This window comes from Rhodococcus sp. NCIMB 12038 (assembly GCF_002165735.1).
In the GTDB taxonomy this organism is placed as follows: Bacteria; Actinomycetota; Actinomycetes; order Mycobacteriales; family Mycobacteriaceae; genus Rhodococcus_F.
The window spans coordinates 1-23178 of the sequence record NZ_NHML01000024.1 but is presented as its reverse complement, the minus strand read 5'-3'; the positions used below and the strand labels follow the sequence as shown (position 1 = coordinate 23178).

Annotated in this window: 19 protein-coding genes and 1 pseudogene; 12 read left to right on the top strand and 8 right to left on the bottom strand. The window is 67.7% G+C overall.

Annotated features, from left to right (window positions below):
• The first annotated feature begins 38 nt into the window (after positions 1 to 38).
• Genes CA951_RS30495 through CA951_RS30485 form a run of 3 tightly spaced genes read left to right on the top strand, consistent with a single transcriptional unit; the run spans position 39 to position 3561 of the window.
• Complete coding sequence (locus CA951_RS30495) at positions 39 to 1280, top strand: acyl-CoA dehydrogenase (protein ID WP_087560411.1); 1242 nt, start codon at positions 39 to 41, stop codon at positions 1278 to 1280.
• Positions 1281 to 1297: 17 nt separating this feature from the next.
• Positions 1298 to 2656 carry an LLM class flavin-dependent oxidoreductase gene (locus CA951_RS30490; protein ID WP_087560410.1) on the top strand — a complete coding sequence of 453 codons (1359 nt, stop codon included), beginning with the start codon at positions 1298 to 1300 and terminating at the stop codon, positions 2654 to 2656.
• Between the two features lie 44 nt (positions 2657 to 2700).
• On the top strand, positions 2701 to 3561 hold the full coding sequence (locus CA951_RS30485; protein WP_087560409.1) for an SDR family oxidoreductase: 861 nt from the start codon (positions 2701 to 2703) through the stop codon (positions 3559 to 3561).
• Between the two features lie 71 nt (positions 3562 to 3632).
• Here the strand turns inward: CA951_RS30485 and CA951_RS30480 are convergent, their stop codons facing one another.
• Positions 3633 to 4388 carry an IclR family transcriptional regulator gene (locus tag CA951_RS30480; protein WP_087560518.1) on the bottom strand — a complete coding sequence of 252 codons (756 nt, stop codon included), beginning with the start codon at positions 4386 to 4388 and terminating at the stop codon, positions 3633 to 3635.
• Positions 4385 to 5839, bottom strand: a complete 1455-nt coding sequence (locus tag CA951_RS30475; RefSeq protein ID WP_179220367.1) for an APC family permease — start codon at positions 5837 to 5839, stop codon at positions 4385 to 4387. The genes CA951_RS30480 and CA951_RS30475 overlap by 4 nt, the downstream gene beginning before the upstream one ends.
• A gap of 418 nt (positions 5840 to 6257) precedes the next feature.
• Between CA951_RS30475 and CA951_RS30470 the strand changes: the two genes are divergently transcribed.
• The 4 genes from CA951_RS30470 to CA951_RS30455 all read left to right on the top strand — a co-directional run bounded on the left by CA951_RS30470 (position 6258) and on the right by CA951_RS30455 (position 11842).
• Positions 6258 to 7763 (top strand): aldehyde dehydrogenase family protein, encoded by a 1506-nt coding sequence (locus tag CA951_RS30470; protein WP_087560517.1) that lies wholly within the window; start codon positions 6258 to 6260, stop codon positions 7761 to 7763.
• A gap of 169 nt (positions 7764 to 7932) precedes the next feature.
• On the top strand, positions 7933 to 9423 hold the full coding sequence (locus CA951_RS30465) for an APC family permease (protein WP_087560407.1): 1491 nt from the start codon (positions 7933 to 7935) through the stop codon (positions 9421 to 9423).
• Positions 9420 to 11366 (top strand): primary-amine oxidase, encoded by a 1947-nt coding sequence (locus CA951_RS30460; protein ID WP_087560406.1) that lies wholly within the window; start codon positions 9420 to 9422, stop codon positions 11364 to 11366. The genes CA951_RS30465 and CA951_RS30460 overlap by 4 nt, the downstream gene beginning before the upstream one ends.
• Positions 11367 to 11371: 5 nt before the next feature.
• A complete protein-coding gene (locus CA951_RS30455; protein WP_087560405.1) occupies positions 11372 to 11842 on the top strand; it encodes a hypothetical protein in 471 nt (156 codons plus the stop codon).
• A gap of 77 nt (positions 11843 to 11919) precedes the next feature.
• On the opposite strand, the gene CA951_RS30450 is transcribed toward CA951_RS30455, so the two are convergent.
• The gene (locus tag CA951_RS30450) at positions 11920 to 12594 is read right to left on the bottom strand and encodes a GntR family transcriptional regulator (RefSeq protein WP_087560516.1); all 675 of its coding nucleotides are present in this window, start codon (positions 12592 to 12594) and stop codon (positions 11920 to 11922) included.
• Positions 12595 to 12755: 161 nt separating this feature from the next.
• Here CA951_RS30450 and CA951_RS30445 point away from each other — a divergent pair, with 161 nt between their 5' ends.
• Together CA951_RS30445 and CA951_RS30440 are read left to right on the top strand one after the other, a co-directional pair.
• Positions 12756 to 14534: a CocE/NonD family hydrolase gene (locus tag CA951_RS30445; protein WP_087560515.1), complete on the top strand. Its 1779-nt coding sequence runs from the start codon at positions 12756 to 12758 to the stop codon at positions 14532 to 14534.
• A gap of 117 nt (positions 14535 to 14651) precedes the next feature.
• A complete protein-coding gene (locus CA951_RS30440; RefSeq protein ID WP_087560514.1) occupies positions 14652 to 15791 on the top strand; it encodes a serine hydrolase domain-containing protein in 1140 nt (379 codons plus the stop codon).
• A 12-nt stretch (positions 15792 to 15803) separates the two neighbouring features.
• Here the strand turns inward: CA951_RS30440 and CA951_RS30435 are convergent, their stop codons facing one another.
• The 5 genes from CA951_RS30435 to CA951_RS30415 all read right to left on the bottom strand — a co-directional run bounded on the left by CA951_RS30435 (position 15804) and on the right by CA951_RS30415 (position 20789).
• Positions 15804 to 16712, bottom strand: coding sequence for an ABC transporter substrate-binding protein (locus CA951_RS30435; protein ID WP_087560404.1), 909 nt, complete (start codon positions 16710 to 16712; stop codon positions 15804 to 15806).
• Between the two features lie 11 nt (positions 16713 to 16723).
• Positions 16724 to 17473 carry an ABC transporter permease gene (locus CA951_RS30430; RefSeq protein ID WP_087560403.1) on the bottom strand — a complete coding sequence of 250 codons (750 nt, stop codon included), beginning with the start codon at positions 17471 to 17473 and terminating at the stop codon, positions 16724 to 16726.
• Positions 17470 to 18120, bottom strand: a complete 651-nt coding sequence (locus CA951_RS30425) for an ABC transporter permease (protein WP_087560402.1) — start codon at positions 18118 to 18120, stop codon at positions 17470 to 17472. Before CA951_RS30425 ends, CA951_RS30430 begins: the two co-directional genes overlap by 4 nt.
• Positions 18117 to 19226 carry an ABC transporter ATP-binding protein gene (locus tag CA951_RS30420; RefSeq protein ID WP_087560401.1) on the bottom strand — a complete coding sequence of 370 codons (1110 nt, stop codon included), beginning with the start codon at positions 19224 to 19226 and terminating at the stop codon, positions 18117 to 18119. Before CA951_RS30420 ends, CA951_RS30425 begins: the two co-directional genes overlap by 4 nt.
• Before the next feature lie 66 nt (positions 19227 to 19292).
• Positions 19293 to 20789, bottom strand: a complete 1497-nt coding sequence (locus tag CA951_RS30415) for an aromatic amino acid ammonia-lyase (protein ID WP_087560400.1) — start codon at positions 20787 to 20789, stop codon at positions 19293 to 19295.
• 313 nt (positions 20790 to 21102) lie between these two features.
• On the opposite strand from CA951_RS30415, the gene CA951_RS30410 reads away from it, so the two are divergent.
• The 3 genes and pseudogenes from CA951_RS30410 to CA951_RS30400 form a co-directional block, all read left to right on the top strand.
• Positions 21103 to 22188, top strand: a complete 1086-nt coding sequence (locus CA951_RS30410; protein WP_087560399.1) for an S-(hydroxymethyl)mycothiol dehydrogenase — start codon at positions 21103 to 21105, stop codon at positions 22186 to 22188.
• Positions 22185 to 22817, top strand: a complete 633-nt coding sequence (locus CA951_RS30405) for an MBL fold metallo-hydrolase (protein ID WP_087560398.1) — start codon at positions 22185 to 22187, stop codon at positions 22815 to 22817. The genes CA951_RS30410 and CA951_RS30405 overlap by 4 nt, the downstream gene beginning before the upstream one ends.
• Positions 22818 to 22821: 4 nt before the next feature.
• A pseudogene (locus CA951_RS30400) lies at positions 22822 to 23178 on the top strand (hypothetical protein); the annotation flags it as partial.

Sequence of the window (23178 nt, the reverse complement as noted above, 5' to 3'; positions counted from 1 at the left end):
GCTGAACCAAGAACCTGAGGCGAATTCAAAGGGGACACATGACTGCGATTTCGGAACGTATTCACCAGGCTGCCGGCGTGGTCGTGCCCGGCTCGGCCGAGTACCGCGAACTACTGGCGTCGATCGCGGAAGGTGCGAGTGCGCGCGACCTGGACGACACCAATCCGTTCGACCAGATCGACGCTCTACGGAGCGCGGGCTTCGGCGCGCTACGGCTGCCCACCAGCGTCGGGGGCGGCGGACTCACCATCCGTGAACTGTTCGCGGTCATCATCGACGTCGCCGAGGCAGACCCGATCGTCGCGCACATCCTCCGCACTCACTATTGGTTCGTCGAAGAACGACTCCGCCAGGCCACCGCCGCCGGATATCAGGGTCTCGAGAACGACCGGTGGATCTCCCTGATCCTGCAGGGGAAGATCTTCGGAAACGCGAGCAGCGAGCGCGGATCCGAGGCCGTCGGGAACTTCAAGTACGGCACCCGGATCACCGCGAGCGGGGACCGATTCCTCCTCGACGGTGAAAAGTTCTACAGCACCGGGACGCTGTTCTCCGACTACGTCAGCGTCTGGGCGGATGTGGACGGGACCGCGGTCGCGTCGGTCATCGTGCCGACCGACCGGGACGGCGTCGAGATCGTCGACGACTGGGACGGATTCGGCCAGCGGCGCACCGGCACAGGGACGACGCGATTCCACGACGTGGAGGTGACCGAGGCGGACATCGTGTCCCACATTCCCCTCGACGCGCCGCCGGAACCGTCGTATCAGTTCGCGTTCCTGCAGTTGTACCTGCACGGGTTGATCAGCGGCATCCTGCGCAGTGTCGTGTCGGACGCTGTGGAACTTGTCGCGGGTCGCAGCCGCGGGTTCAGTCATGGGCCGTCGGCGGAGCTGAATCGGGATCCGTTGTTGCAGAATTCCATAGGAACGCTCGCCAGCACGGCGTTCGCCGCCGAGGCCGTGACGCTGGCCGCGGCCGACGCCATCGACGCAGCGTACGCGTCGTTGGACGACGCGGTGCCGGATGCCGAGCTGGCCGCGCAGGCGTCGTTGCGCACGTCGCAGGCCAAAGTGCATGTGGACGAGATCGCGACCCGGGCCGCGACAGCACTGTTCGAGCTCGGCGGAGCGTCCGCAGCCTCGCGCGCGAAGAATCTCGACCGGCACTGGCGCAACATCCGCACGATCTCCCTGCACAACCCGGCGTCGTACAAGGCATCGGCCGTGGGCAACCACCTCCTCAATTCCGAACCCCTGCCGTTCAACGGCTATTTCTGATCGATCAAGGACACATCATGTCTCGTGAACTGCACCTCGCCGGCTTCCTCATCGCCTCGCACGTCACCCACTCCCACGCCGCATGGAGGCACCCGGCGTCGGAGACCGACTACCTCGGACCGGACTACTACCGGCGCGTGGCACAGACCCTCGAACGTGGAAAGTTCGACTTCCTGTTCTTCGCCGATCTCCTTGCCACACCCGTTCGGTACGGCAACGACATCCGCGTCCCGCTGAGCAGTGGAACGCAGGCGTCGGCGACCATCGACCCCTCGCTGGTGGCCGCGGGCCTGGCCAACGTGACCGAGAAGATCGGACTTGCGATCACCAAGTCCACCACCTACTTCCACCCGTACGAGGTGGCGCGGATCTTCGGCACGCTCGACCACCTGTCGCGGGGCCGGGCGGGCTGGAACGTCGTGACCTCGCTCAATCAAGCGGAAGCCCAGAACTTCGGCATCGACAATCACCTCGGTCACGACGAGCGGTACGACCGCGCGCAGGAATTCCTCGAGGTCGCGTTCAAGCTGTGGGGGAGCTGGGATCGCGACGCCCTGGTTCAGGACAAGGCGTCCGGTGTGTTTGCCGATCCCGACAAGGTTCGGACGGTCGATCACGACGGCGAATGGTTCAAGACCCGCGGCCCGCTCACGGTTCCGCACTCGCCTCAGAGCAGGCCCGTGATCATTCAGGCCGGGTCCTCCTCGATCGGTAAGGACTTCGCGGCCCGGTGGGCGGAGGCGATCTTCGAGATCGATCCGACGAGCGAAGGCCGCAGGGCCTACTACGACGACGTGAAGTCGCGTGCCTCGAACTTCGGCAGAAATCCCGACGAGATCAAGATCTTCCCGTCGTTCGTCCCGTTCGTCGGGGAAACGGAGTCGATCGCGCGGGAGAAGCAGGCGTTCCACAACGAACTGGCCGATCCCATCTCCGGCCTGATCACGCTGTCGGTGCACACCGATCACGACTTCTCGCAGTACGACCTCGACGCTCCGATCGAGGATGTCGTCGTGCCGGGCACCCAGGGCCTGTTCGACGTGGCCCGCCGGCTCAGCGTCAAGGACGACCTCACATTGCGCGACATCGGCAAGCTGTACGCCCAGGGTGTACTCCTGCCGCAGTTCGTCGGTACGGCGTCGCAGATCGCCGATCAGATCGAGGAAGGATTCCTCGGTGGGGAGGCGGACGGGTACATCCTGTCCGCCGCTCAAGCGCCGGGAACGTTCGACGACTTCGTCGACCTCGTCGTCCCCGAACTGCAGCGGCGTGGACTGTTCCGCACCGACTACACCGGCAGCACACTCCGCGACCACCTCGGGCTCGGTGGCGCGAGCCTGACCCCAGCGCCGCGCGGGGTGGCAGCGGTGACCTAATTCGGGCTACCGACGTAACTCAGATACTGCTAGTCTCCGAAACCATGGGAATCTTCAGCGGACGGAATTACCCCGAGATCGATCTGGACGGCGCGGTCGTCGTCGTGACCGGAGGAGGGCGGGGCATCGGACGCGCCACTTCGGAACTGTTCGCGGTCAGGGGCGCGACCGTGTGCATCGGTGACCTCGATCGTGCGGTCGCCGACGAGGCCGCTGCGGCGATCGGCGGCCGCGCGTACACGGTGGACGTCGCTTCCGTGGAGTCGTGGCGGCGGTTCGTCGACGACGTGCTGGCGGACTGCGGCCGCATCGACGTGCTGATCAACAACGCCGGCGTCATGCCGCTCGGCGGGTTCCTCGACGAATCCGGCGAGACCAGCCGGATGACGATGAACGTCAACGTGTGGGGACCGCTGCACGGCATGCGCACGGTGCTGCCCGGCATGGTCGAGCGCGGGCGCGGCCACATCGTGAACGTCGCATCCATGGCCGGCAAACTGCCCGTGCCGGGGATGGCCGTCTACAACGCCAGCAAGTTCGGGGCGGTCGGGCTCTCCGCCGCCGTCCGCGCCGAGTTCGCTCCGGCTGGTGTAAGCGTGAGCACCATCCTTCCCAGCGCGGTCCGCACCGGGCTGTCGTCGGGGGTGCCGCTGGGCGGTGGGATGCCGACCGTCGACCCCGAGGACGTGGCGGACGCCATCGTCCGGACGCTCGACCATCGTCGCGCCGAAACCGCGGTGCCCCGCTACCTCGCCGGGTGGGACCTGATCTACGCCGTGGTCCCGGAGCGCCTCCTCGACCTCGGCCGCCGACTCGTCGACGACCGGCGGGCGCTCACCGCCGTCGACCCCGTCGGACGGGCCGACTACGACCGTCGCCTCGCCCGGCAGTCGCAGGCGACGTGAGTGCCAAAGAGCGCCGCGGCACTCTTTGCCACTCACCTGCGGCGTGATCGAAGCGCCGGTATCAGGTGACGTCAGGCCATCAGCGGGGCGAGCCGTTCCGCGTGCTCCCGCAGTGACGGGACGTGCCGCAGCATGAGGTGTTCGTGATCGACGTGCCCCGACAGCGCCAGACTGCCGACGAGCACCCCCGCTCCGGACCGGACGGGGACGGCGACGCACGCCGACGCGTCCCGCAACTCCGCGAGTTGGGTGGCGAACCCCTGGCTCCGGATCAGGTCCAGATTCGCGAGCAGCTCACTCCGCACGACGATCGTGCGGGCCGTCAGCGCCCGCGGCTCCCAACGGGGAATCACGGATTCGAGTTCCGACTTCTCCGCGAGGAGAAGCTTCCCGACCGCACACGCGTACAGGTGCTGGTTGAGGAACGACTCGTCCTCCGGCGGCGGGTATTCGGGGTCGGCATCGGCGGTGCGAACGGCGACGTTGGTGTAGTAGAAGAGGTGGACCCCGAAGCGCACCGACAGTCGCAGCTCGGCGAGGACCGCCCGCGCCGCCGCACACACGGTGGGCACCACGGCTGCGTCGACGAGGACCCCGATCTTCTGGCCCAGGGCGAACCCCGACAGGTCGGGGAGCCGCACCACATAGCCCTCGCCGACGAGGATGTTGAGCAGCCGGTACGTGGTCGCCGACGGCATCGACAGGCGGGCCGCGATGTCTTTCGCCGTCACACCCGAACCGGCGCGGGCCACTTCCTCGAGCACCCGCAGCGCGCTGGTGACGGCCTTCGGTTGCCGCCCCGACAGGGCCCGGTCGTCGGCGTTCACCGGCGGACCTCCCACGGGCGGTAGCGGCCCAGCAGGTCGTCGGCGACGGCCTCGTCGTACACACCCATCCGTTCTCCGATTCCGGGGGATCGCCTGGCGCGGATTGCGAACACCGCGGCGCCGAGAAGCATCAGAAGCACGTAGACGGCGGTCGCCGCGCCCGCGACGTACGTCCGCGAGAACGCCGCCCACCCGACGAGCGCCACCATTGCCGTCGCCGCCAGCGCGCCGATGACCAGGGGCAGCCGGGTCAGTTCGCCGATCCGCCGGAGGAACGCCGGCGTCGCGACGCACAGCAGCACGTACGCGAGGACGTAGCCGTGGGCGGACACGGCGAGCAGCCCGATCAGGACGTCGCGGCTCGAACCGCTGACGATCAGGTAGAGGACGGGGACGGCGACGATCACCGGCATCGCGACCGCCAGCGCCACGTGTGGGGTGTGGAACCGGTGGTGTGTCCGGCCGAACACGGTCGGGACCACCCCTTCGCGACCCATCGCGAACAGTGTTCGCGACAGTGCGGTCGTCGAACCGAGGACGCAGGCGAACCAGGAGGCGGTGATGCCGAGTTCCATGACGATCGACAGCGCGGACGAACCGGCGCCGGACGGGTCGGGCAACGTGAGGACGATCGGCAGCGAGTCGACACCCTGCCGGACCGGCTCCGGCAATTGCAGGGCGGCCGCGAACACATACAGGACGCCCAGCGCGATCGGGGTCCACCGGATGGCGCGCGGAACGGTGACGAACGGGTTGCGGGCCTCCCGCGCCACCGTGCCCGCACTCTCGAATCCGACGAACGACGTGATCGCGAGCAGTACGGCGAACCCGACCGCCGACCCCGATTTCGCGCCGCCCGCCGACGGGGTCGCGCCCTCCCGGACCGATTGGACGAACGCGACCACGAGCGCGGCCGAGGCGGCGACGATGGCGAAGACCTCGATGGCGAGCATGATCCGCGCCGACAACTGCACCCCCCGGATCATCAGCATCAGGGCGAGCAGTCCGACGATCGCCGCGAGGACCGCGATGAGCGTCGACCCCGCCGGAAGCCCGACTCGGCCGAGCAGCGCCGCGAGGTAACTCGCCGCGCCGAGCGTGCTCGCCATGGCGGCGGCCGCGTAGCCGACGAGCAGCGACCAGCCGCCGGCGAAACCGGGCACCGCCCCGAGTCCCTTCACGATGTAGCTGTAGAGACCGCTGACCGCCACCATCCGGGTGGCGAACTGGCCGACGCAGTAGCCGACCGCCGTCATCAGAATCGCCGCGGCGACGAACACCGCGATGGTCGCCCGGCCCGCGTCGGGGATGACGAGCGCGGGCAGCGTGACCATCACGGCCGACGGTGCGACCGCGGACACGGACTGCCCGAGCACCTGGACGAAACTCAGGCGCGCGCGCTCGAGACCGGCGACCGGTGATCTACTTCTGATTCTCGGTGTACCGGACACCACGCACCTGCTCTCCACACTTTCTCGCCTGCCCGCGCGTGATCGACGCCGGGCTGCATGAGTTGCACGCTAGCGCAGGAGTCGAGCGGGATGCGCGGATCGGAATTAATTTTCGGTCACCTCGAATGAGAATGGCCGGGGAATTCGTTCCCGATTCCGGAGCCTGCGCCTGCGCGCGGGGCGGGTCAGCTGCACCGACCCGGAAAGCTGGAATGAGAATCGCTGCCGCCACGGCCGGAAAAGTCGAATGAGAATGCCGCAGGAGCGGATTCCCATCCGGATTTAGTAGTGACCGGCGACACATCCGGGGTTTATCGTGGATTCAGGCCGCAGCACACGAGGCGAAATCTTCCGCCAAAAGTGTTCTGCCGAAGCCGGATTCATTCACAGTTCCGTTCACTCCATCGAAGAGGACATGATGACTGCAGTCGTTCACACTCCCGCCGCCCTCGACCCCCGGGTCGTCGACTTCGTTTCGTCCCCGAAGCGCATGTTCGTCGACGGCCGCTGGGTGGACTCGGCGTCGGGGCGGACGTTCGAGACGGTCGATCCCGGCACCGGACAGGTGATCACGACCGTGCCGCACGCCGGCATCGAAGACGTGGACCGGGCGGTGGCCGCAGCCCGGCGGGCGTTCGAGTCCGGGCCGTGGCGCACGCTCACCCCGGCGGAGCGCCAGCGGATCCTCTGGAAGATCGGCGAGGGAATCCTCGCCCGCGCGGATCAGTTCGCGCAGCTCGAGTCGATCGACAACGGCAAGTCCGTGGCGGTGGCCACGGCCGTCGACGTGACGTGGGCGGCGGAAATCTTCTTCTACTATGCCGGCTGGGCCACCAAGATCGAGGGCCGTACCATCCCGGTGTCGGTGCCGTGGGCACCCGGAGCCCGCTTCCATGCCTTCACCACCCGCGAACCGGTCGGCGTGTGCGCACAGATCATCCCGTGGAACTTCCCGCTGGTGATGGCCGCGTTCAAGGTGGCGCCGGCGCTGACCTGCGCCAACACCATGATTCTCAAGCCCGCGGAGCAGACCCCGCTCACCGCGCTGCTCCTCGCCGAGGTGATCGCCGAGGCCGGCGTCCCCGACGGCGTGTTCAACGTGCTCACCGGTTTCGGCGACATCGGCGCGGCGCTGTCCAGCCACGACGACGTCGACAAGGTCGCGTTCACCGGCTCCACCGAGGTCGGAAAGAAGATCGTCAACGCCGCGTCGGGGAACCTCAAGAAGGTGTCCCTCGAACTCGGTGGCAAGAGCCCGCAGGTCGTGTTCTCCGATGCCGACCTCGAGACCGCGATCCCCGGTGTGGCGAGCGGGTTCCTGTTCAACCACGGTCAGGCCTGCACGGCCGGAACGCGGCTGCTCGTCGAGGATCGCATCTTCGACGAATTCACCTCCGGGGTAGCAGATTTCGCGAAGTCGCAGAAGATCGGTCCCGGACTCGACCCCACCAACGACATCGGCCCGCTGATCTCCCAGGAACAACTGGGCAAGGTCACCGGCTACATCGACGCCGGACTCGCCGACGGCGCCCGCGCCCTCTCCGGCGGGCGGCGGCACGGCGACACCGGTTTCTACGTCGAGCCCACCCTGCTGGTCGACGTGAACCGCGACTTCAGCGTGTACCAGGAGGAGATCTTCGGACCGGTCGCCGTCGCGGTGCCGTTCAACCGTGAGGAAGGCGTCCGCGCGGCCGCCAACGACACCCCCTACGGACTCGCCGCCAGCGTGTGGACCCGGGACGTGTCCCGCGCCCACGAGGTGGCCGCCGAGATCAAGGCGGGCACCGTGTGGGTGAACTGCCACAATGCGTTCGACACGGCGCTGCCGTTCGGCGGCTACAAGCAGTCCGGGTGGGGACGCGAACTCGGTGAGGGCGCCATCGCCGAATACACCCAGAGCAAGTCCGTCAACATCGCGCTCTAGAGGCCGTGACCGGAGGCGAATGAGAACAGCCCTGCGTGCGTTCTCATTTGCCGTCGACGAACCGTGACACTTCGGCAACCGCGCCGACAACCCGCAGCCGCATGCTCGTTCCGGAGCTCACCGCGGAGCATCCACGCAGACCCTCTCCTCGTGAAAGTCGAAGGAAGCCATGACAACCAACGCCTCACCGCAGTCGAGTGCAGTCAGCGACGGCGCGTCTCGCAGACTGGCAGGCACCCTCGGTCCGGGTGCCATCGTGTTCATGGTCGTCGCAGCGGCGGCCCCGTTGACCGTGATCGCCGGCACCGTCCCGCTGGGGATCTCGGCGGGCAACGGCGCCGCCTACCCCGCGTCGTACCTCGTCTGCACGGTGGTGCTGCTGTTCTTCGCCGTCGGATTCACCGCGATGGCCAAGCACCTCCCCGGCGCCGGCGCGTTCTACACCTACATCACGCAGGGCCTGGGCAGGCACGCCGGTCTCGGCTCCGCGTTCCTCGCGCTGCTGTCGTACACCGCCGTCCAGGGCGCGGTCTACGGATACATCGGGGCCGCCGTCAACGATTTCGTCACCGCGCACGGCGGTCCCGCACTTCCCTGGTACGTGTGGGCCCTGGCCGTAACCGCCGTCGTCGCGATCCTCGGGTACCGGCACATCGACCTGTCCGGCAAGGTGCTCGGCGTGTTGCTCGTCTGCGAGGTCGGCATCGTCCTCGTCATCGACGCCTCGGTCATCCTCCGCGGCGGCGGTGACGAGGGATTCTCAACGGCGGCATTCCACCCGGGCGAGTTCTTCTCCGGAGCACCCGGCATCGCCCTGATCTTCGCCATCGCCGGGTACATCGGATTCGAGGCCACCGCCGTCTTCCGCGACGAGGCCCGCGACCCGGGACGCACCATTCCCCGCGCCACCTACCTGGCGTTGCTGGTCATCGGCGGCTTCTACGCACTGTCGAGCTGGGCGATGGTCAGCGCGTGGGGCGACGAGGGCGCGGTGGCCATCGCCACCGAGAACCCCGAAGGCATGATCACCGAGACCGCCACCCGCTACGTCGGCGCGATCGCCGGCGACCTCGTCCAGATCTTCCTGATCACGAGCCTGTTCGCCGCACTGCTGTCCTTCCACAACGTGCTCTCCCGGTACATCTTCTCGCTCGGCAACAGCGCGGCCCTGCCCACAGGCTGCGGCCGCTCGCACGACAAGCACGCGTCGCCGTACGTCGCGTCGGTCGTGCAGACGGTGTCCGCCCTGGTCCTGATCGTCGCGTCCGCCGTCGCCGGACTCGACCCGGTGACCGAGGTGTTCGCCTGGTTCGCCGGGGTGTCCTCGGTCGGCATCGTCGCTCTGATGACCCTGACGTCCGTGGCCGTCCTCGTCTACTTCGGCCGGACCCGGGTGGACCGGCGGCTGTGGAACACGGTGATCGCACCACTGCTCGGACTCGTCGGCCTGGCCGGGCTCCTGATCATGACCGTCGCCAACCTTCCCCTCCTCGTCGGCGGGTCCAGCACACTCGCCGCCGCCATCGGGGTCCTGCTCGTCGGGACCTTCGCCGGCGGAGCAGCAGTCGCAGTACTCCGGCCCCACGCCGCACGACAGAACACCGCACTACCGCAGCACCACACGAACGACACCATCATCGACAAGGAGATCGCACGATGAGTACCGCCACCACCGAGACCCGCGCCACCGTGAGGTCCGCCGCCCCGGATCATCCGCTCACCCCGCTGTCCGCGGACGAGATCCGCTCGGCGAAAGCACTCCTCACCGACGAGGGACTGATCGGCGAGAACGTGCGCTTCGTGTTCGTCGCGCTCGCCGAGCCGCACAAGTCCACGGTCCTCGCGTTCACCCCCGGCGACCCGATCGAGCGGCGCGCCCGGATCCTGCTGCTCGACCGGTCCACCGGCATCGGCACCGACCTCGTCGTGTCGGTGACGGAGAACCGCGTGATCAGCTCGACCACCGTCGATTCCGCCACCGACGGTCACGTCCCGATCCTCGACGAGGAGTTCGAGGACATCGAAGCGTTCCTGCTCGGCAGCGCCGACTGGCTCGCCGCGATGGCGAAGCGCGACATCGAACCGTCGAAGGTCCGGGCGGTTCCCCTGTCCGCCGGTGTGTTCGGTCACGAGGACGAGGTCGGGCACCGCATCGTCCGCGTCCTCGCCTTCCATCAGGAGGACAAGGCGGACCTGCCGTGGGCGCACCCCATCGACGGGGTGGTGGCCTACGTCGACCTCACCGAGCGTCGCGTCGTGAAGGTGGTCGACGAGATCGAGCTGCCGGTGCCCGCCGAGCGCGGTGAATGGGACGCCGAACCGCACGCGACACCCACCCGCACCGATCTCAAGCCGATCGAGATCACGCAGCCCGAGGGTGCCAGCTTTTCCGTCGACGGCAACGAGATCACCTGGGCCGACTGGAAGTTCCGCTTCGGCTTCGACGTGCGCGAGGGACTGACGCTGCACCAGCTCTCGTTCGACGACGGGGGAGTCGAACGCCCCGTGATCTACCGTGCGTCGATCGCCGAGATGGTGGTCCCGTACGCCGACCCGTCCCCGGTTCGGTACTGGCAGAACTACTTCGACCAGGGGGAGTACCTGTTCGGCCGGTACACGAACTCGCTCGAACTCGGTTGCGACTGCCTCGGTGAGATCCAGTACTTCGACGTCACCATCGCCGACGAGTCCGGCGACCCGCGGGTGATGAAGAACGCGATCTGCCTCCACGAAGAGGACTACGGCGTCCTGTGGAAGCACACCGACATGTTCAACGGCATGACCGAGACCCGCCGCTCGCGCCGCCTCGTCATCTCGTTCTTCCTCACCATCGGCAACTACGACTACGGGTTCTACTGGTACCTCTACCTGGACGGCACCATCGAGCTCGAGGCGAAGGCCACCGGCATCGTCTTCACCTCCGCGTACCGCGGCGCGGACGGATTCTCCACCCAGATGGCCCCCGGACTCGGCGCCCCGTTCCATCAGCACCTCTTCTCCGCCCGCCTCGACATGGCCGTCGACGGCCACGTGAACACCGTCGAGGAAGTGGACGCGGTGCCCGTCCCGATGGGTCCGGAGAACCCGTGGGGCAACGCCTTCCGCTGCCAGAAGACGAAGCTGACCACCGAATCCGAGGGGCAGCGCACCGCCGACAACCTCAAGGCCCGCGTCTGGCACATCACCAATCCCACCAAGCAGAACAGGCTCGGACAGGACGTCGGGTACGCCCTGCACCCCGAGGGACAACCGGTGCTCCTGGCCGACCCGTCGAGTTCGATCGCCGCCCGCGCCGCGTTCGCGACCAAGCACCTGTGGGTGACCCAGTACGACGAGTCCGAGCGCTATCCCGCAGGCGACTTCGTCAACCAGCACCCGGGCCAGGCCGGTCTGCCGGCCTTCGTGGCGGGCAACCGGGACATCGACGGCGAAGACCTGGTGCTGTGGCACACGTTCGGGCTGACGCACTTTCCCCGGCCCGAGGACTGGCCGGTCATGCCCGTCGACTACGCCGGGTTCAAGCTCAAGCCCGTCGGGTTCTTCGACCGCAATCCCGCGCTCGACCTGCCGGCGAGCACCGCGAAGCACTGCTGCGAAGGCTAGACGTCGTGACCACCGTTTTCTCCACGGCCTTCTCTACGGCCTTCTCTACGGCCGCCCGTCGCACCAGTCACTGGTGGCGGCGGGCGGCCGCGGCCCTCGCGGTCGCCACGGCCGGACTCCACGCCGCGACGCTCGGTGAGCATGCGGCGTCGTCGCCGATGGTCGGGCTGGTGACTGTCGCGATGATCCTCGGTTGCCTGTACTGCGCGGGGCACCTGTGGATGCGGGGTTCGCAGCGGGACTGGGGGCTGGTCGCGCTGATGAACGTCGGGATGATCGCGCTGCACCTCGCCGTGATGAGTCCCGGTTCGGGCGGCGGCCACCACGGGCACGCGATGCATGCGGCGGCCTCGGCGCCGATGGGGCAGTCGCTGTCGACTCCGATGGCGGCGGCCCTCGCGACCGCCGCGCTCGAAGCGGTGGTCGCCGTGACGGTGCTCTTCTACCGCAGCCGGCTCGACCAACCCCCCACGTGAGTGGGAAAGTGTGCCCGGGGACGCTTTGCCACTCACCTGGGGGTGGGCACGTCAGGCCACGGTGGTTGCGTCAGGCCCTAGCCCGCGTCCTGCTGCGCGAGTTGCGCCTTGATCCGCGCGGTCGCGTCCAGGAGCGATTCGTTGTTGACGGCGGCGGCCGCGGCGTCGTCGTGCTTGCGGGCGGCCTCGACGAGACGTTGCTGGTATTGCCACAGCGAGTCGTCCTCGGTCGTGTCGACGGTGCCCTCGGCGCCGACGATCTTGTAGGCCCGGCAGCGCTGCCACAGCGCGCGGATCATCTCGACCAGCACGGGATTTTCGGCGGCCTCGTACAGGATCGTCAGCAGCGCCTCGTCGTGGTCGAGATAGGCCACCACCCGCCGCTCGTCGAGGGCGGTGCGCATCAGCGTGAACTCGTCCTGCATCCGGGCGCTGTCCTCGGCGCTGATCCGCTGCGCGCCCAACCGGGCGGCCTCTACTTCGAGCAACCGGCGCACGTCGTAGACGTGCACCAACTCGGCGAGGGTGAGGCCCTTGACCACCGCCCCCTTGTGCGGTGACCGCTCGGCCAGCCCCGCTTCCTCGAGTCGGCGGATCGCCTCGCGCACCGGCATCACGCTGGTTCCCACCTGTTCGGCGAGATCCCGCACGCGCAGGCGGGCACCGGCAGGCAGATCACCGTTCATGATCGACTCGTGGATCATGTCGTAGACCTGGTCGGTCAGCAGTGATGTTTCGGCGCGCTTGGATATTGGCACGACTCAAATATAAACGGCACGGCGGACCGGTACTGTCGTCCGGGAATTGCCGTCTCGCCCGGTCCAGAGCGTTTACGCTCTTCGGAGGTTCTCCGGACGGCGTGACGGATGGCGGGTGGGCTGTGAATCGCAGGGTGGGCAGATCGGCGCTGACGATGGCGGTGGCCGCGGCCGCTGTCCTGACACCGTTCGCGGCGGCCGCTCCGGCGACCGCCGACGCGGGCGGGTTCACGAAGACAACGCTCCGTTTCCAGGTCTTCGTCGGACCGAACCGCGACGTGCCGTGCGACGTAATCGGCGACGTGTACACACCGGATGGGGCGTCGGCGTCGAATCGAGTCCCCGCTGTCCTCACCACCAACGGCTTCGGCGGTTCCAAGAACGATCAGGCGGGTATCGCCTCGTTCCTCGCCTCGCGGGGCTACGCGGTGCTCGCCTATTCCGGGCTGGGCTTCGGCGGTTCGGGCTGCAAGATCCACATGGACAACCCCGAGTACGACGGCCGCGCGGCGAGTGAACTGGTGAGCTTCCTCGGCGGACGCGACGGGATGGCGTTCGTCGATCCCGCGCACACCATTCCCGTTCCGGGCCTCGACTACGTGGTGCAGGACGCGACGGCCCACCACGGCACGGCCGAGGCGAACGATCCGCGGGTCGGGATGATCGGCGGCTCCTACGGCGGGGCGGTTCAGTTCGCCGCGGCGTCGGTGGACCCACGGATCGACACGATCATCCCGATGATCACGTGGAACGATCTCAGCTATTCGCTCGCGCCCAACAGCATCGACCAGACGTCCGGGGTCAGCACGTCGGTTCCCGGTGCGTCGAAGGTGGTGTGGTCGTTGACGTTCGGGGCCGTCGGCGTCACCAATCCCCGGGCGGAGGGCTACGCGCAGGACCCGGTGCGGGCCTTGGGATGCCCCAACTTCGCGGACCCGGCGTGCCCTGCACTGGCACAGTCCGCGGTGCAGGGTTTCCCGGACCCGGCGTCCGTCGACTTCCTGCGGCAGTCCTCCGTGGTGTCGTACGCCGACCGCGTGAAGATCCCGGTCTTATTGATGCAGGGCCAGCAGGACACCCTGTTCGACCTCAACGAATCGAAGGCCACCTTCGAGGCGCTGCAGGCGCAGGGCAACGACGTGAAGATGATCTGGCACAGCTGGGGCCATTCCAACCTCACCCCCGCCGAGGGCGAGATCAACCTGAAGGACCCCAACCCCGAGACCCAGTACGAGACGGGCCGAATCATCGACTGGTTCGACCACTACCTGCGGGACAGCGGGGCGAGCACCGGGCCGGTATTCAGCTACTTCCGCAACTGGGTCGACTACACCGGCAACGCCGCACCGGCGTACGCCGAATCCTCGGACGTCTCGGTGGGTCAGGACTTTTCGCTCTACCTCTCCGGTGACGGCGCGCTGACCGACCGCCGGGACAGTGTCGTCGCCGGCGCTCAGACGCTGCACACACTGCCCGGGGGACTTCCCACCGACCGCGAGGCGCCGGACACGAGGCCGAACGCCCCGGTCCCGCAGAGCGTCGAGCCCGGAACGGGGGCCGAGTGGTCGTCGGGGATCCTCGATGCCCCACTGGACGTGGTCGGAGCGCCCGTGCTCGACGTCCGCGTCACGGCCGCACCCGCGGTCACCGGTGTCGAGGACTCGGTGGTGGTTTTCACCAAGCTGTACGACGTGGCTCCCGACGGCACCGAAACGCTGATCAACGGGCAGGTCGCGCCGGTGCGGATGGTGGCACCCGGTGAGCCCGTGCAGGTCGTGATGCCGGCGATCGTCCATCGTTTCGGTGAGGGGCACCGCGTTCGGCTCGTGGTGGCCGGCGGCGATCCGAGCTTCCGCGGCGGGCTGGTGCCGCATCAGGTCACCATCGCCGCGGGCGACCCGGGGCAGGCGCTGGTGCTGCCGGTGACGGGCTGAGGACGCACCCCGAGCAGCAAGTGATTGACATCACACCGTCCCGGGATCAGACTGGGAACCTCATTTGAATCCGATGTCAATATCAATATGGTGTCGGCCGGTGGAGAGGAACCGCAGGTGACCAAGCTCGGAGGAGTGTGCGACCAGCGCTTCGCGGCGTTGCAGGACGCACTGAAGGACAATCTCGACTCCGGTGAGGAGCTCGGCGCGTCGATCGTCGTGACCCTCGACGGACAGCCGGTGGTCGACATCTGGGGCGGATGGTCCGATGCCGATCACACCACCGAATGGGGGCGCGACACCCTCACCAACGTGTGGTCGTGCACCAAGACGGTGACCGCTCTCGCCGCGCTGATGCTCGTCGACCGCGGTCTGCTGGACGTGTACGCGCCCGTCGCGAAGTACTGGCCCGAGTTCGCGGCCGCAGGCAAGGAGCGCGTCGAGGTCCGGCATCTCCTCTCGCACACCTCGGGTGTGTCGGGGTGGGATCAGCCGATCACGGTCGAGGACACGTTCGACCTCGCCGAGTCGACGAAACGACTTGCCGCCCAGGCTCCGTGGTGGGAGCCGGGCACGGCGTCCGGATATCACGCACTCAACTACGGCCACCTGATCGGCGAGGTCATTCGACGGGTCGACGGCCGCACCCTGGGGCGTTTCGTGGCCGAGGAGATCGCCGGACCGCTGGGTGCAGACTTCCACATCGGACTGGACCCGTCGGAATTCAGCCGGGTGTCGAACGTGGTCCCGCCGCCGCCGTTGCCGATCGACCTGGCGTCCCTCGACCCCGCCAGCGTCATCGTCAAGACGTTCACCGGACCCGGACCGGACGCCTCCGCGTCCTGGTCCGACGCGTGGCGCAGGGCGGAAAACGGCGCGGCCGGCGGTCAGGGCAACGCCCGGTCACTCGCCCGGATCCAGTCGGTGGTGGCCTGCGGCGGGGAACTCGACGGGGTCCGCCTGCTGTCGCCGGACACCATTTCCCTGGTTTTCGAGGAGCAGTCGAACGGCGTGGATCTGGCGCTGGGGCAGCCGATCCGGTTCGGCATCGGCTACGGATTGCCGACGCCCGTGTCGGTGCCGTTCGTCCCCGAAGGGCGGATCTGCTTCTGGGGTGGCTGGGGCGGTTCGCAGGTCGTCGTCGACACCGAACGCCGGATGACCATGACGTACGTGATGAACAAGATGGGTCCGGGACTGCTCGGCTCCGACCGCACCGCCCAGTACGCGACGGCGACGTTCGACGCACTGGGCTGACGCGGGGGAGGGTCAGGACGCCAGGCCCTTGTCCTGCAACCATTCCCGGGCGATGTCGCCCATGTCCTCGAGGTCGGCCACCCGCTCGTTCATCGCGATGAGATCCTCGGTGGTCAACGCCGCCGACACGTCCGCCAGCACGGCGCGGACGTTGTCGCCGGCCTTGTTCTCGTTGATGATCGGGGTGATGTTCTCGGCCAGGAACAGGTGTTTGGTGTCCTCGAGGGCCACGAGGTTCTCCGAACGCATCGCCGGGTCGGTGCTGAACACGTCCGCGACCTCGATCTGACCGCTGAGCAGGGCGTTGAGCGTGAGGGGGCCGCCCGCGTCCAGCGCCAGGAACTCCTTGAACGTCAACCCGTACCTGTCCTTCAGGCCGGCGACGCCGTTCTCGCGGGTCTTCCATTCGGGCGGGCCGCCGAGGGTCAGTTCGCCGGCGTGGGGCACGAGGTCCTCGATCGTCTCGAGCGAGTACTCGTCCGCGGTCTCCTGCCGCACCGCGAGAACGTCCTTGTCCTCGGCGGGGGACGGTTCCAGCGCGATGAGCCCGGCGGGAAGCTTCGCCTTGATCTGCTCGGTCACCTCGTCCGACGCGGTCGCGGTGGTGGCGCTGTCCAGATACTGGAGCAACGCACCCGAGTATTCGGGCAGCAGGTCGATGGAACCGTCCCGGATGGCCGGGACGTACACTTCCCGGCTCCCGATGTTGAGCTTCTCCGTCACGTCGATGCCGTTCGCACGCAACGCCTCCGCGTAGATGGTGGCGATCAGTTGGCTCTCGGGGAAGTCCGCGGAACCGACGACGATGGCGCCCTCGCTGCTCCCGCCGCCGTCGGCCGCGAGCGGGTCCTTGCCGATCCCGCAGGCCGTCAACGACACCAGGGTGGCGCCTGCCAGAGCGACGATCAATGCCTTCTTCATGGTGATGTCCTTCAGATCAGCGAGGGCTCGGGGACGGACGTGGGACGGGCCGCGACCGCGGGGTCTTCGGACGTGGCCCGCTTGCTGCTGCGCACCCTCCGGGTGAGTCCGGGCGAGACGACCCGAACCGTGAGGAACCCGATCGCGAGATCGAAGGCGAGCGCGAGGAGCGACACGAGGACCGCCCCCGCCGCCATCTGCGCGTAGTCACTCTGTGCCTTGCCGTCGATGAGGAGTCGTCCCAGGCCGCCGAGCGAGATGTACGCGGCGACGGTCGCCGTCGACACGATCTGCAGCACCGCGCTCCGGATGCCCGACAGCATCAACGGCAGCGCGCAGGGCATCTCCACCTCGGTGAGGATGCGCATCGACCGGAACCCCATTCCCCGTGCCGCGTCCACGGCGGCCGGGTCGACGGAGCGGATGCCCGCGTACGTGTTGGTGAGGATCGGCGGAATGGCCAGCAGCACCAGCACGATCAGGCTCGGAATTAGATAGGCCAGCTTGCTCGAGAACGACGGCGCGATGACGAGCACCAGCAGGATCAGCAACCCGATGGTGGGGAGGGCGCGCAGTGAGTTGGCCAGACCGGCGACGACGACGGACCCGCGCCCGGTGTGCCCGATGTACAGGCCGAGTGGCACGGCGATCAGCGCGGCGGCGAACAGGGCGAGGAACGTGTACATCAGGTGCTGAAGGAGCAGGGCCGGAATACCTTCGGGCCCTGTCCAATGGGCACCGTCGAGCAGAAAGTCGATCATGAGGTGACCACCTTCGGGGTCCACGGGGTGAGTAGCCGGTTCGCGAGCACGATGAGGAGGTCGAGAACCAGTGCCAGCAACAGGCTGAGCGCGATGCCGGCGATGATGGGTGTGTAGAAACGCAGCTGGAAGCCCTGGGTGAACAGCGAACCGATCTGCGGGATTCCGAGCAGAGCGGCGAGCGAGACCAGGCTGACGTTCGACACCACGGCCACCCGCAGTCCCGCGCAAATTACGGGAACACCTACCGGGAGCTGAACTTTGAGCAGCGTCTGATACGGACGGTAGCCCATCGCCGTCGCGGCGAGCACGGTTTCCTGGGGCACCGAGTCGAGTGCGTCGGCGACGACCCGAACCAGCATGGCGACGGTGTAGATCGTCAGGGCGACGATGATGTTCATCGGATCGAGGATCTTCGTCCCGAGGATCGGTGGCAGCAGCACGAACAGGGCGAGCGACGGGATCGTGTAGAGCAGGCCTGCGGTCCCGACCACGTACGGGTTGATCCGGCGATTGCGGTGCGCGAGCCAGCCGATGGGCAACGCGACGATCACGCCGATGACGATCGGCACGAGGGAGAGCAGGATGTGCCAGCCGACGAGTTCGACGATGCGGTCGGACTGGCGGCCCAGCCATTCGAAGTTCATCGGGCCACCGCCCCCGCGAGATCCGCCGACTCGATCGCTGCCACGGCCGCGTGGGCCGTCACGGTGCCCACGAGTACCCCGTCGCCGTCGACGACCACACCCCGCTTGCTGGGTGCGGACAGGGCGGCGTCGAGCAGCGCCCGCATCGTCCCGTGTGCGTCGGCGACCGTGCCGCTGAGATTCACGTCGTCCGGGCGAATGCTGCCGACGACGTTCGCCGGCTGAACCCACCCGATCGGCTTGTTCGCCGGGTCGACGACGAGAAGCCAGTCGTCGGACGCCCGCGCGAGGGCCTCGCCCGCCGAATCACCCAGACGAGCAACGGGTTCGGCGACCGTCTCCACGCGACCGTCGAGGTTCGCGAAACCCAGCGACCGGTAGCCGCGGTCGCGTCCGACGAAGTCGGCGACGAACTCGTCGGCGGGCTCGGTCAGCAACTCCAGGGGAGTGGCCGCCTGCGCCAGGACTCCGCCGGTCCGTAACACGACCACCTGGTCGCCGAGTTTGAGCGCTTCGTCGATGTCGTGGGTGACGATGATGATCGTCTTTCCGATTTCTTTCTGAAGCCGGAGGAATTCGTCCTGGAGCTGGCTCCGGACCACCGGGTCGACGGCACTGAACGGCTCGTCCATCAGCATGAACGCTGGATCCGCGGCCAGAGCGCGCGCGACCCCGACTCGCTGCTGCTGCCCACCCGAGAGCTGCCACGGGTACCGGTCGGCGAAGTGCGCGGCGAGACCGACCGTCTCGAGCAGCTCCATGGCCCGGGTCCGGGCCTCCTTCTTCGTCTTCCCCAGCAGCTTCGGCATCGTCGCGACGTTGTCCACGATGGTGCGATGCGGGAACAGTCCGGCGTGCTGGATGACGTACCCGATCCGCCGGCGCAGCAGCGCCGGGTCCATGTCCGCGGTGGATTCGCCGTCGAGGGAGATGGTTCCGGAGGTCGGTTCGATCAACCTGTTGATCATGCGCAACGAGGTCGTCTTGCCGCAGCCCGACGGACCGACGAGGGCCGTGATCTTGCCGCTGGGGCACTCGAGGTCCAGTTCGTTCACCGCGGTCGTGCCGTCCGGGTACGCCTTGGTGACTTTGTCGAATGTGATCATCCGCGTGCTACTTTCGTGTAGTCCGGGAGGTGAGGCGCCCGGAAGTTCGGTGTCGGTGGGACTGCTCTACCGAGCTGTGTCTTTCTCCGGATTCGGCAACTGTTCCAGGAACTTCATCGCAGCTTTCAGGTCGTCGCTCAGGGGGCGGTCGGTCGTCCGGGGGTCCAGGCACGTGCGCGCACGGTGCAAGTAGGCGCCGAGTTCGGTGTCCGTGTCGAGGTCGCGGTGCTGCTGGCCGAGTGCCCGCACCGCCGAGATCAGTTCGCACGCAAGGACGATGCGGGACTGCGCGAGGATGTCGGTGAGCTGGGTGGCGGCCTGGGACGCGAAACTCGCGTGGTCCTCGGTGCCGCGGGAGATGACCGTGTGCCCGAGAGAACCCGGTGCGGCGGCCATCCGGATCTCCGCGATGGCCGCGGACGTCGTGTACTCCAGCAGCATGGTGCCGCTGCTGCCTGCCGGTCCGTCGGCCAGGAACGGCCGCAGACCGGTGACCGCCGGATCCGACAGGTTGGCCAACCTGCACTGCGACAGCAACGCCGCGCTCGACAGCGCGAGTTTCGCCTCGTCCACGGCGAGGGCGATCGGCATTCCGTGGAAGTTGCCGTTGTGGAACACGGCGTCGTCCTCGACGGAGATGAGGGGGTTCTCGGAGGACGAGTTCATCTCGATCGCGAGGGTTCCCCGCAGTCGTTGCAGCGCCTGCCAGGTGGCGCCGAGGATCTGGGGGAGGGCGCGGAACCCGTACGAGTCCTGTACCCGGGCGGCCCGGACGTCGTGGTCGGCGAGAAGTTCCCGGACCCGGCCTGCCACTTCCTCCTGGCCGAGATGCCTGCGGGCCGCCTGCACCCGTGCCGCGAACGGCTCGACGGAACTGCGCGTCGCCAGCAGCGACAGCACGCCGACGATCAGCGAATGCTCCAGCCAGTTCGCCACGCTGTCGGTGGCCGTGGCGGCGAGCGCGACGGTCATCGCGTTCGTCGAGATGAAGGGGAGCGCATCACCCTGGTGCGCCGTCCACCGGGGCACGACCCGGCTGTCCCGCAGCGGTGTCTCGCCCATCAGCCCGAGCGCGATCTCGGAGAACGCGCTGAGGTCGCCGGTGCCGATCGCCCCGCGAGCGTGCACGGCCGGCAGTTCGTCCGCGAAGACGGCATCGATCAGCGCGGTCACGATGTCGGGGTGCAGACCGGATCCGCCGTTGAGGATCTGGTTGACGCGAATGATCATCGCGGCGCGGACGACGTGGTCCGGCAGCGAGGGACCCGAACCCGTCGCGTGGCTACGGAGCAGGCGGAGGTCCTGTTCGACACCGTCGGAGACGGATGTGTCCCGGTTTCCGCCGACACCCGTGTTGCGTCCGTAGATCGGCTGACGCGCGGCGATGCGCACGGCGGTCTCCCAGGAACGGTGTGCGTGGTCGAGCGCGGCGGGGTCGGGCGCGACGACGACGGGCTCCCGGGCCAGAGTCGTCAGCTGATCGACGGTGAGCTGGGAGCCGTCGAGCAGCACCGGAACGGGCGGGTGCGGTTCCTCGGTCGGGCGGGGATCTTTCCGGGTCATCGGAACTCCGTGATCGATGCGGTGTACGGGTACTCACGAGGCGGTTGCGGACGTCGTCCGGCGTCTGCGTTCAGTGTGGTCTGCCTCACTCGTTCGAGATGTATAGTCCTGTATATACCGCAGCCTGTCAACCGTCGGTTTCCGGCGATCGACGGTTTTCGACCCCGCCCCGAGGGGCTCGCAATCCGGCTAGGTCGACCTCTCACTTCGATCAGTCCCTCTGTGAACCTCCGGAACGTAGGGTCTCGGGAGAGGTGCATATATAGCCATGCATCGATCCCGCACTGACTGATCGACCGAAGGAATGAGTCCAATGCCGCAGCAGGTACGAGGCGTCATCGCCCGCTCCAAGGGTGCCCCCGTCGAGATCGCGACCGTGAATATTCCGGATCCGGGTCCGGGTGAGGTGGTGGTGGATATCGCGGCGTGCGGTGTGTGCCACACGGACCTGACGTATCGCGATGGTGGGATCAACGACGAGTTCCCGTTCCTGCTCGGGCACGAGGCGTCCGGCATCGTGGAGAGTGTCGGCGAGGGCGTGACGTCGGTGGCGGTCGGCGATTTCGTGGTGCTGAACTGGCGGGCGGTGTGCGGGCAGTGCCGGGCGTGTAAGCGTGGTCGCCCGCAGTACTGTTTCGACACCCACAACGCGGCGCAGAAGATGACCCTCGAGGACGGCACCGCATTGACCCCGGCGCTGGGGATCGGGGCGTTCGCCGACAAGACCCTGGTTCATGCGGGGCAGTGCACGAAGGTGGATCCGTCCGCCGACCCGGCGGTCGTCGGTTTGCTGGGGTGCGGTGTGATGGCCGGCCTCGGTGCCGCGGTGAACACCGGCAACGTGGGCCGCGGCGACTCGGTGGCCGTCATCGGCTGCGGCGGTGTCGGTGATGCCGCGATCATGGGTGCCCGCCTGGCCGGCGCCAACAAGATCATCGCGATCGACCGGGACGACAAGAAGCTCGAATGGGCCAAGGACCTGGGTGCGACGCACACCATCAACGGCGGCAACGTCGATGCGGTCGAGGCGGTGCAGGAGTTGACCGGCGGGTTCGGTGCGGACGTGGTGATCGACGCGGTCGGTCGCCCGGAGACGTGGAAGCAGGCGTTCTACGCCCGCGATCTGGCCGGCACCGTCGTTTTGGTGGGGGTCCCGACCCCGGATATGACGTTGGAAATGCCGTTGATCGACTTCTTCTCCCGCGGCGGGTCGTTGAAGTCGTCCTGGTACGGCGACTGCCTGCCGGAGCGCGACTTCCCGATGCTGGTGGATCTGTTCCAGCAGGGCCGGTTGCCGCTGGAGAAGTTCGTCACCGAGCGCATCAAGATCGACGAGGTGGAGCAGGCGTTCCACCGGATGCATGCCGGTGAGGTGCTGCGTTCGGTGGTCGTGCTGTGAGCGGAAAACTGCGGATCGAGCGGGTCGTCACCGAGGGCACCTTCGCCCTCGACGGCGGCGAATGGAACGTCGACAACAACATCTGGCTGGTCGGGGACGACACCGAGGTGGTGATCGTCGACGCCGCCCATGCCGCGCAGCCGATCATCGACGCGGTCGGTGGCCGGCACGTGAACGCGGTGATCTGCACGCACGGGCACAACGACCACGTGACCGTGGCCCCGGAACTGGCGGAGCGGTTGCACGCCCCGGTGCTGCTGCACCCGGGTGATGACGTGCTGTGGAAGATGAGCCACCCCGGCGAGAAGTACTGGAACCTCGAGGACGGGCAGCGGATCGCGATCGCCGGCACCGACATTCAGGTGATCCACGCACCCGGGCATTCGCCGGGGTCGGTGTGCCTGTATCTGCCCGAGGTGGGGGCGTTGTTCTCCGGGGACACCCTGTTCTCCGGCGGCCCGGGTGCCACGGGTCGGTCGTTCTCGGATTTCCCGACGATCATCGGATCGATCCGGGACCGGTTGTTCGCGTTGCCCGAGCAGACCGTGGTCCACACCGGGCACGGGGACGGCACCACGATCGGTACCGAGGCCCCGCATCTCGCCGAGTGGATTGCCCGAGGACACTGATTCCATGACCGACACCACCGACAGGTACACCTTCGACGAGGAAGACGTCGTCGTCACGCACGAGAAGTCCTATGCGGCAGGTGTTCCTGCGGTGTTGGTCTCGCTCAAGCGCGGACTGGAGCAGATGGGTCCGGTGCGTATGGCCCGGACCCTGATGAAGCTGAATCAGCGGCAGGGATTCGACTGCCCGGGCTGCGCGTGGCCGGAAACCCCCGGGCACCGCAAGCACGCGGAGTTCTGTGAGAACGGCGCGAAGGCGGTCGCCGAGGAGGCCACCACCCGTACCGTGACACCGGAGTTCTTCGCCGAGCATTCGGTGGCGGATCTGCTGGGTCGCACCGAGTTCTGGCTGGGCCAGCAG

Bases quoted from the DNA above. Each gene is read 5' to 3' on its own strand.
- CA951_RS30495 (WP_087560411.1), top strand. From the start codon at position 39: ATGACTGCGATTTCGGAACGTATTCACCAGGCTGCCGGCGTGGTCGTG.
- CA951_RS30490 (WP_087560410.1), top strand. From the start codon at position 1,298: ATGTCTCGTGAACTGCACCTCGCCGGCTTCCTCATCGCCTCGCACGTC.
- CA951_RS30485 (WP_087560409.1), top strand. From the start codon at position 2,701: ATGGGAATCTTCAGCGGACGGAATTACCCCGAGATCGATCTGGACGGC.
- CA951_RS30470 (WP_087560517.1), top strand. From the start codon at position 6,258: ATGACTGCAGTCGTTCACACTCCCGCCGCCCTCGACCCCCGGGTCGTC.
- CA951_RS30465 (WP_087560407.1), top strand. From the start codon at position 7,933: ATGACAACCAACGCCTCACCGCAGTCGAGTGCAGTCAGCGACGGCGCG.
- CA951_RS30460 (WP_087560406.1), top strand. From the start codon at position 9,420: ATGAGTACCGCCACCACCGAGACCCGCGCCACCGTGAGGTCCGCCGCC.
- CA951_RS30445 (WP_087560515.1), top strand. From the start codon at position 12,756: ATGGCGGTGGCCGCGGCCGCTGTCCTGACACCGTTCGCGGCGGCCGCT.
- CA951_RS30435 (WP_087560404.1), bottom strand. From the start codon at position 16,712: ATGAAGAAGGCATTGATCGTCGCTCTGGCAGGCGCCACCCTGGTGTCG.
- CA951_RS30430 (WP_087560403.1), bottom strand. From the start codon at position 17,473: ATGATCGACTTTCTGCTCGACGGTGCCCATTGGACAGGGCCCGAAGGT.
- CA951_RS30425 (WP_087560402.1), bottom strand. From the start codon at position 18,120: ATGAACTTCGAATGGCTGGGCCGCCAGTCCGACCGCATCGTCGAACTC.
- CA951_RS30420 (WP_087560401.1), bottom strand. From the start codon at position 19,226: ATGATCACATTCGACAAAGTCACCAAGGCGTACCCGGACGGCACGACC.
- CA951_RS30415 (WP_087560400.1), bottom strand. From the start codon at position 20,789: ATGACCCGGAAAGATCCCCGCCCGACCGAGGAACCGCACCCGCCCGTT.
- CA951_RS30410 (WP_087560399.1), top strand. From the start codon at position 21,103: ATGCCGCAGCAGGTACGAGGCGTCATCGCCCGCTCCAAGGGTGCCCCC.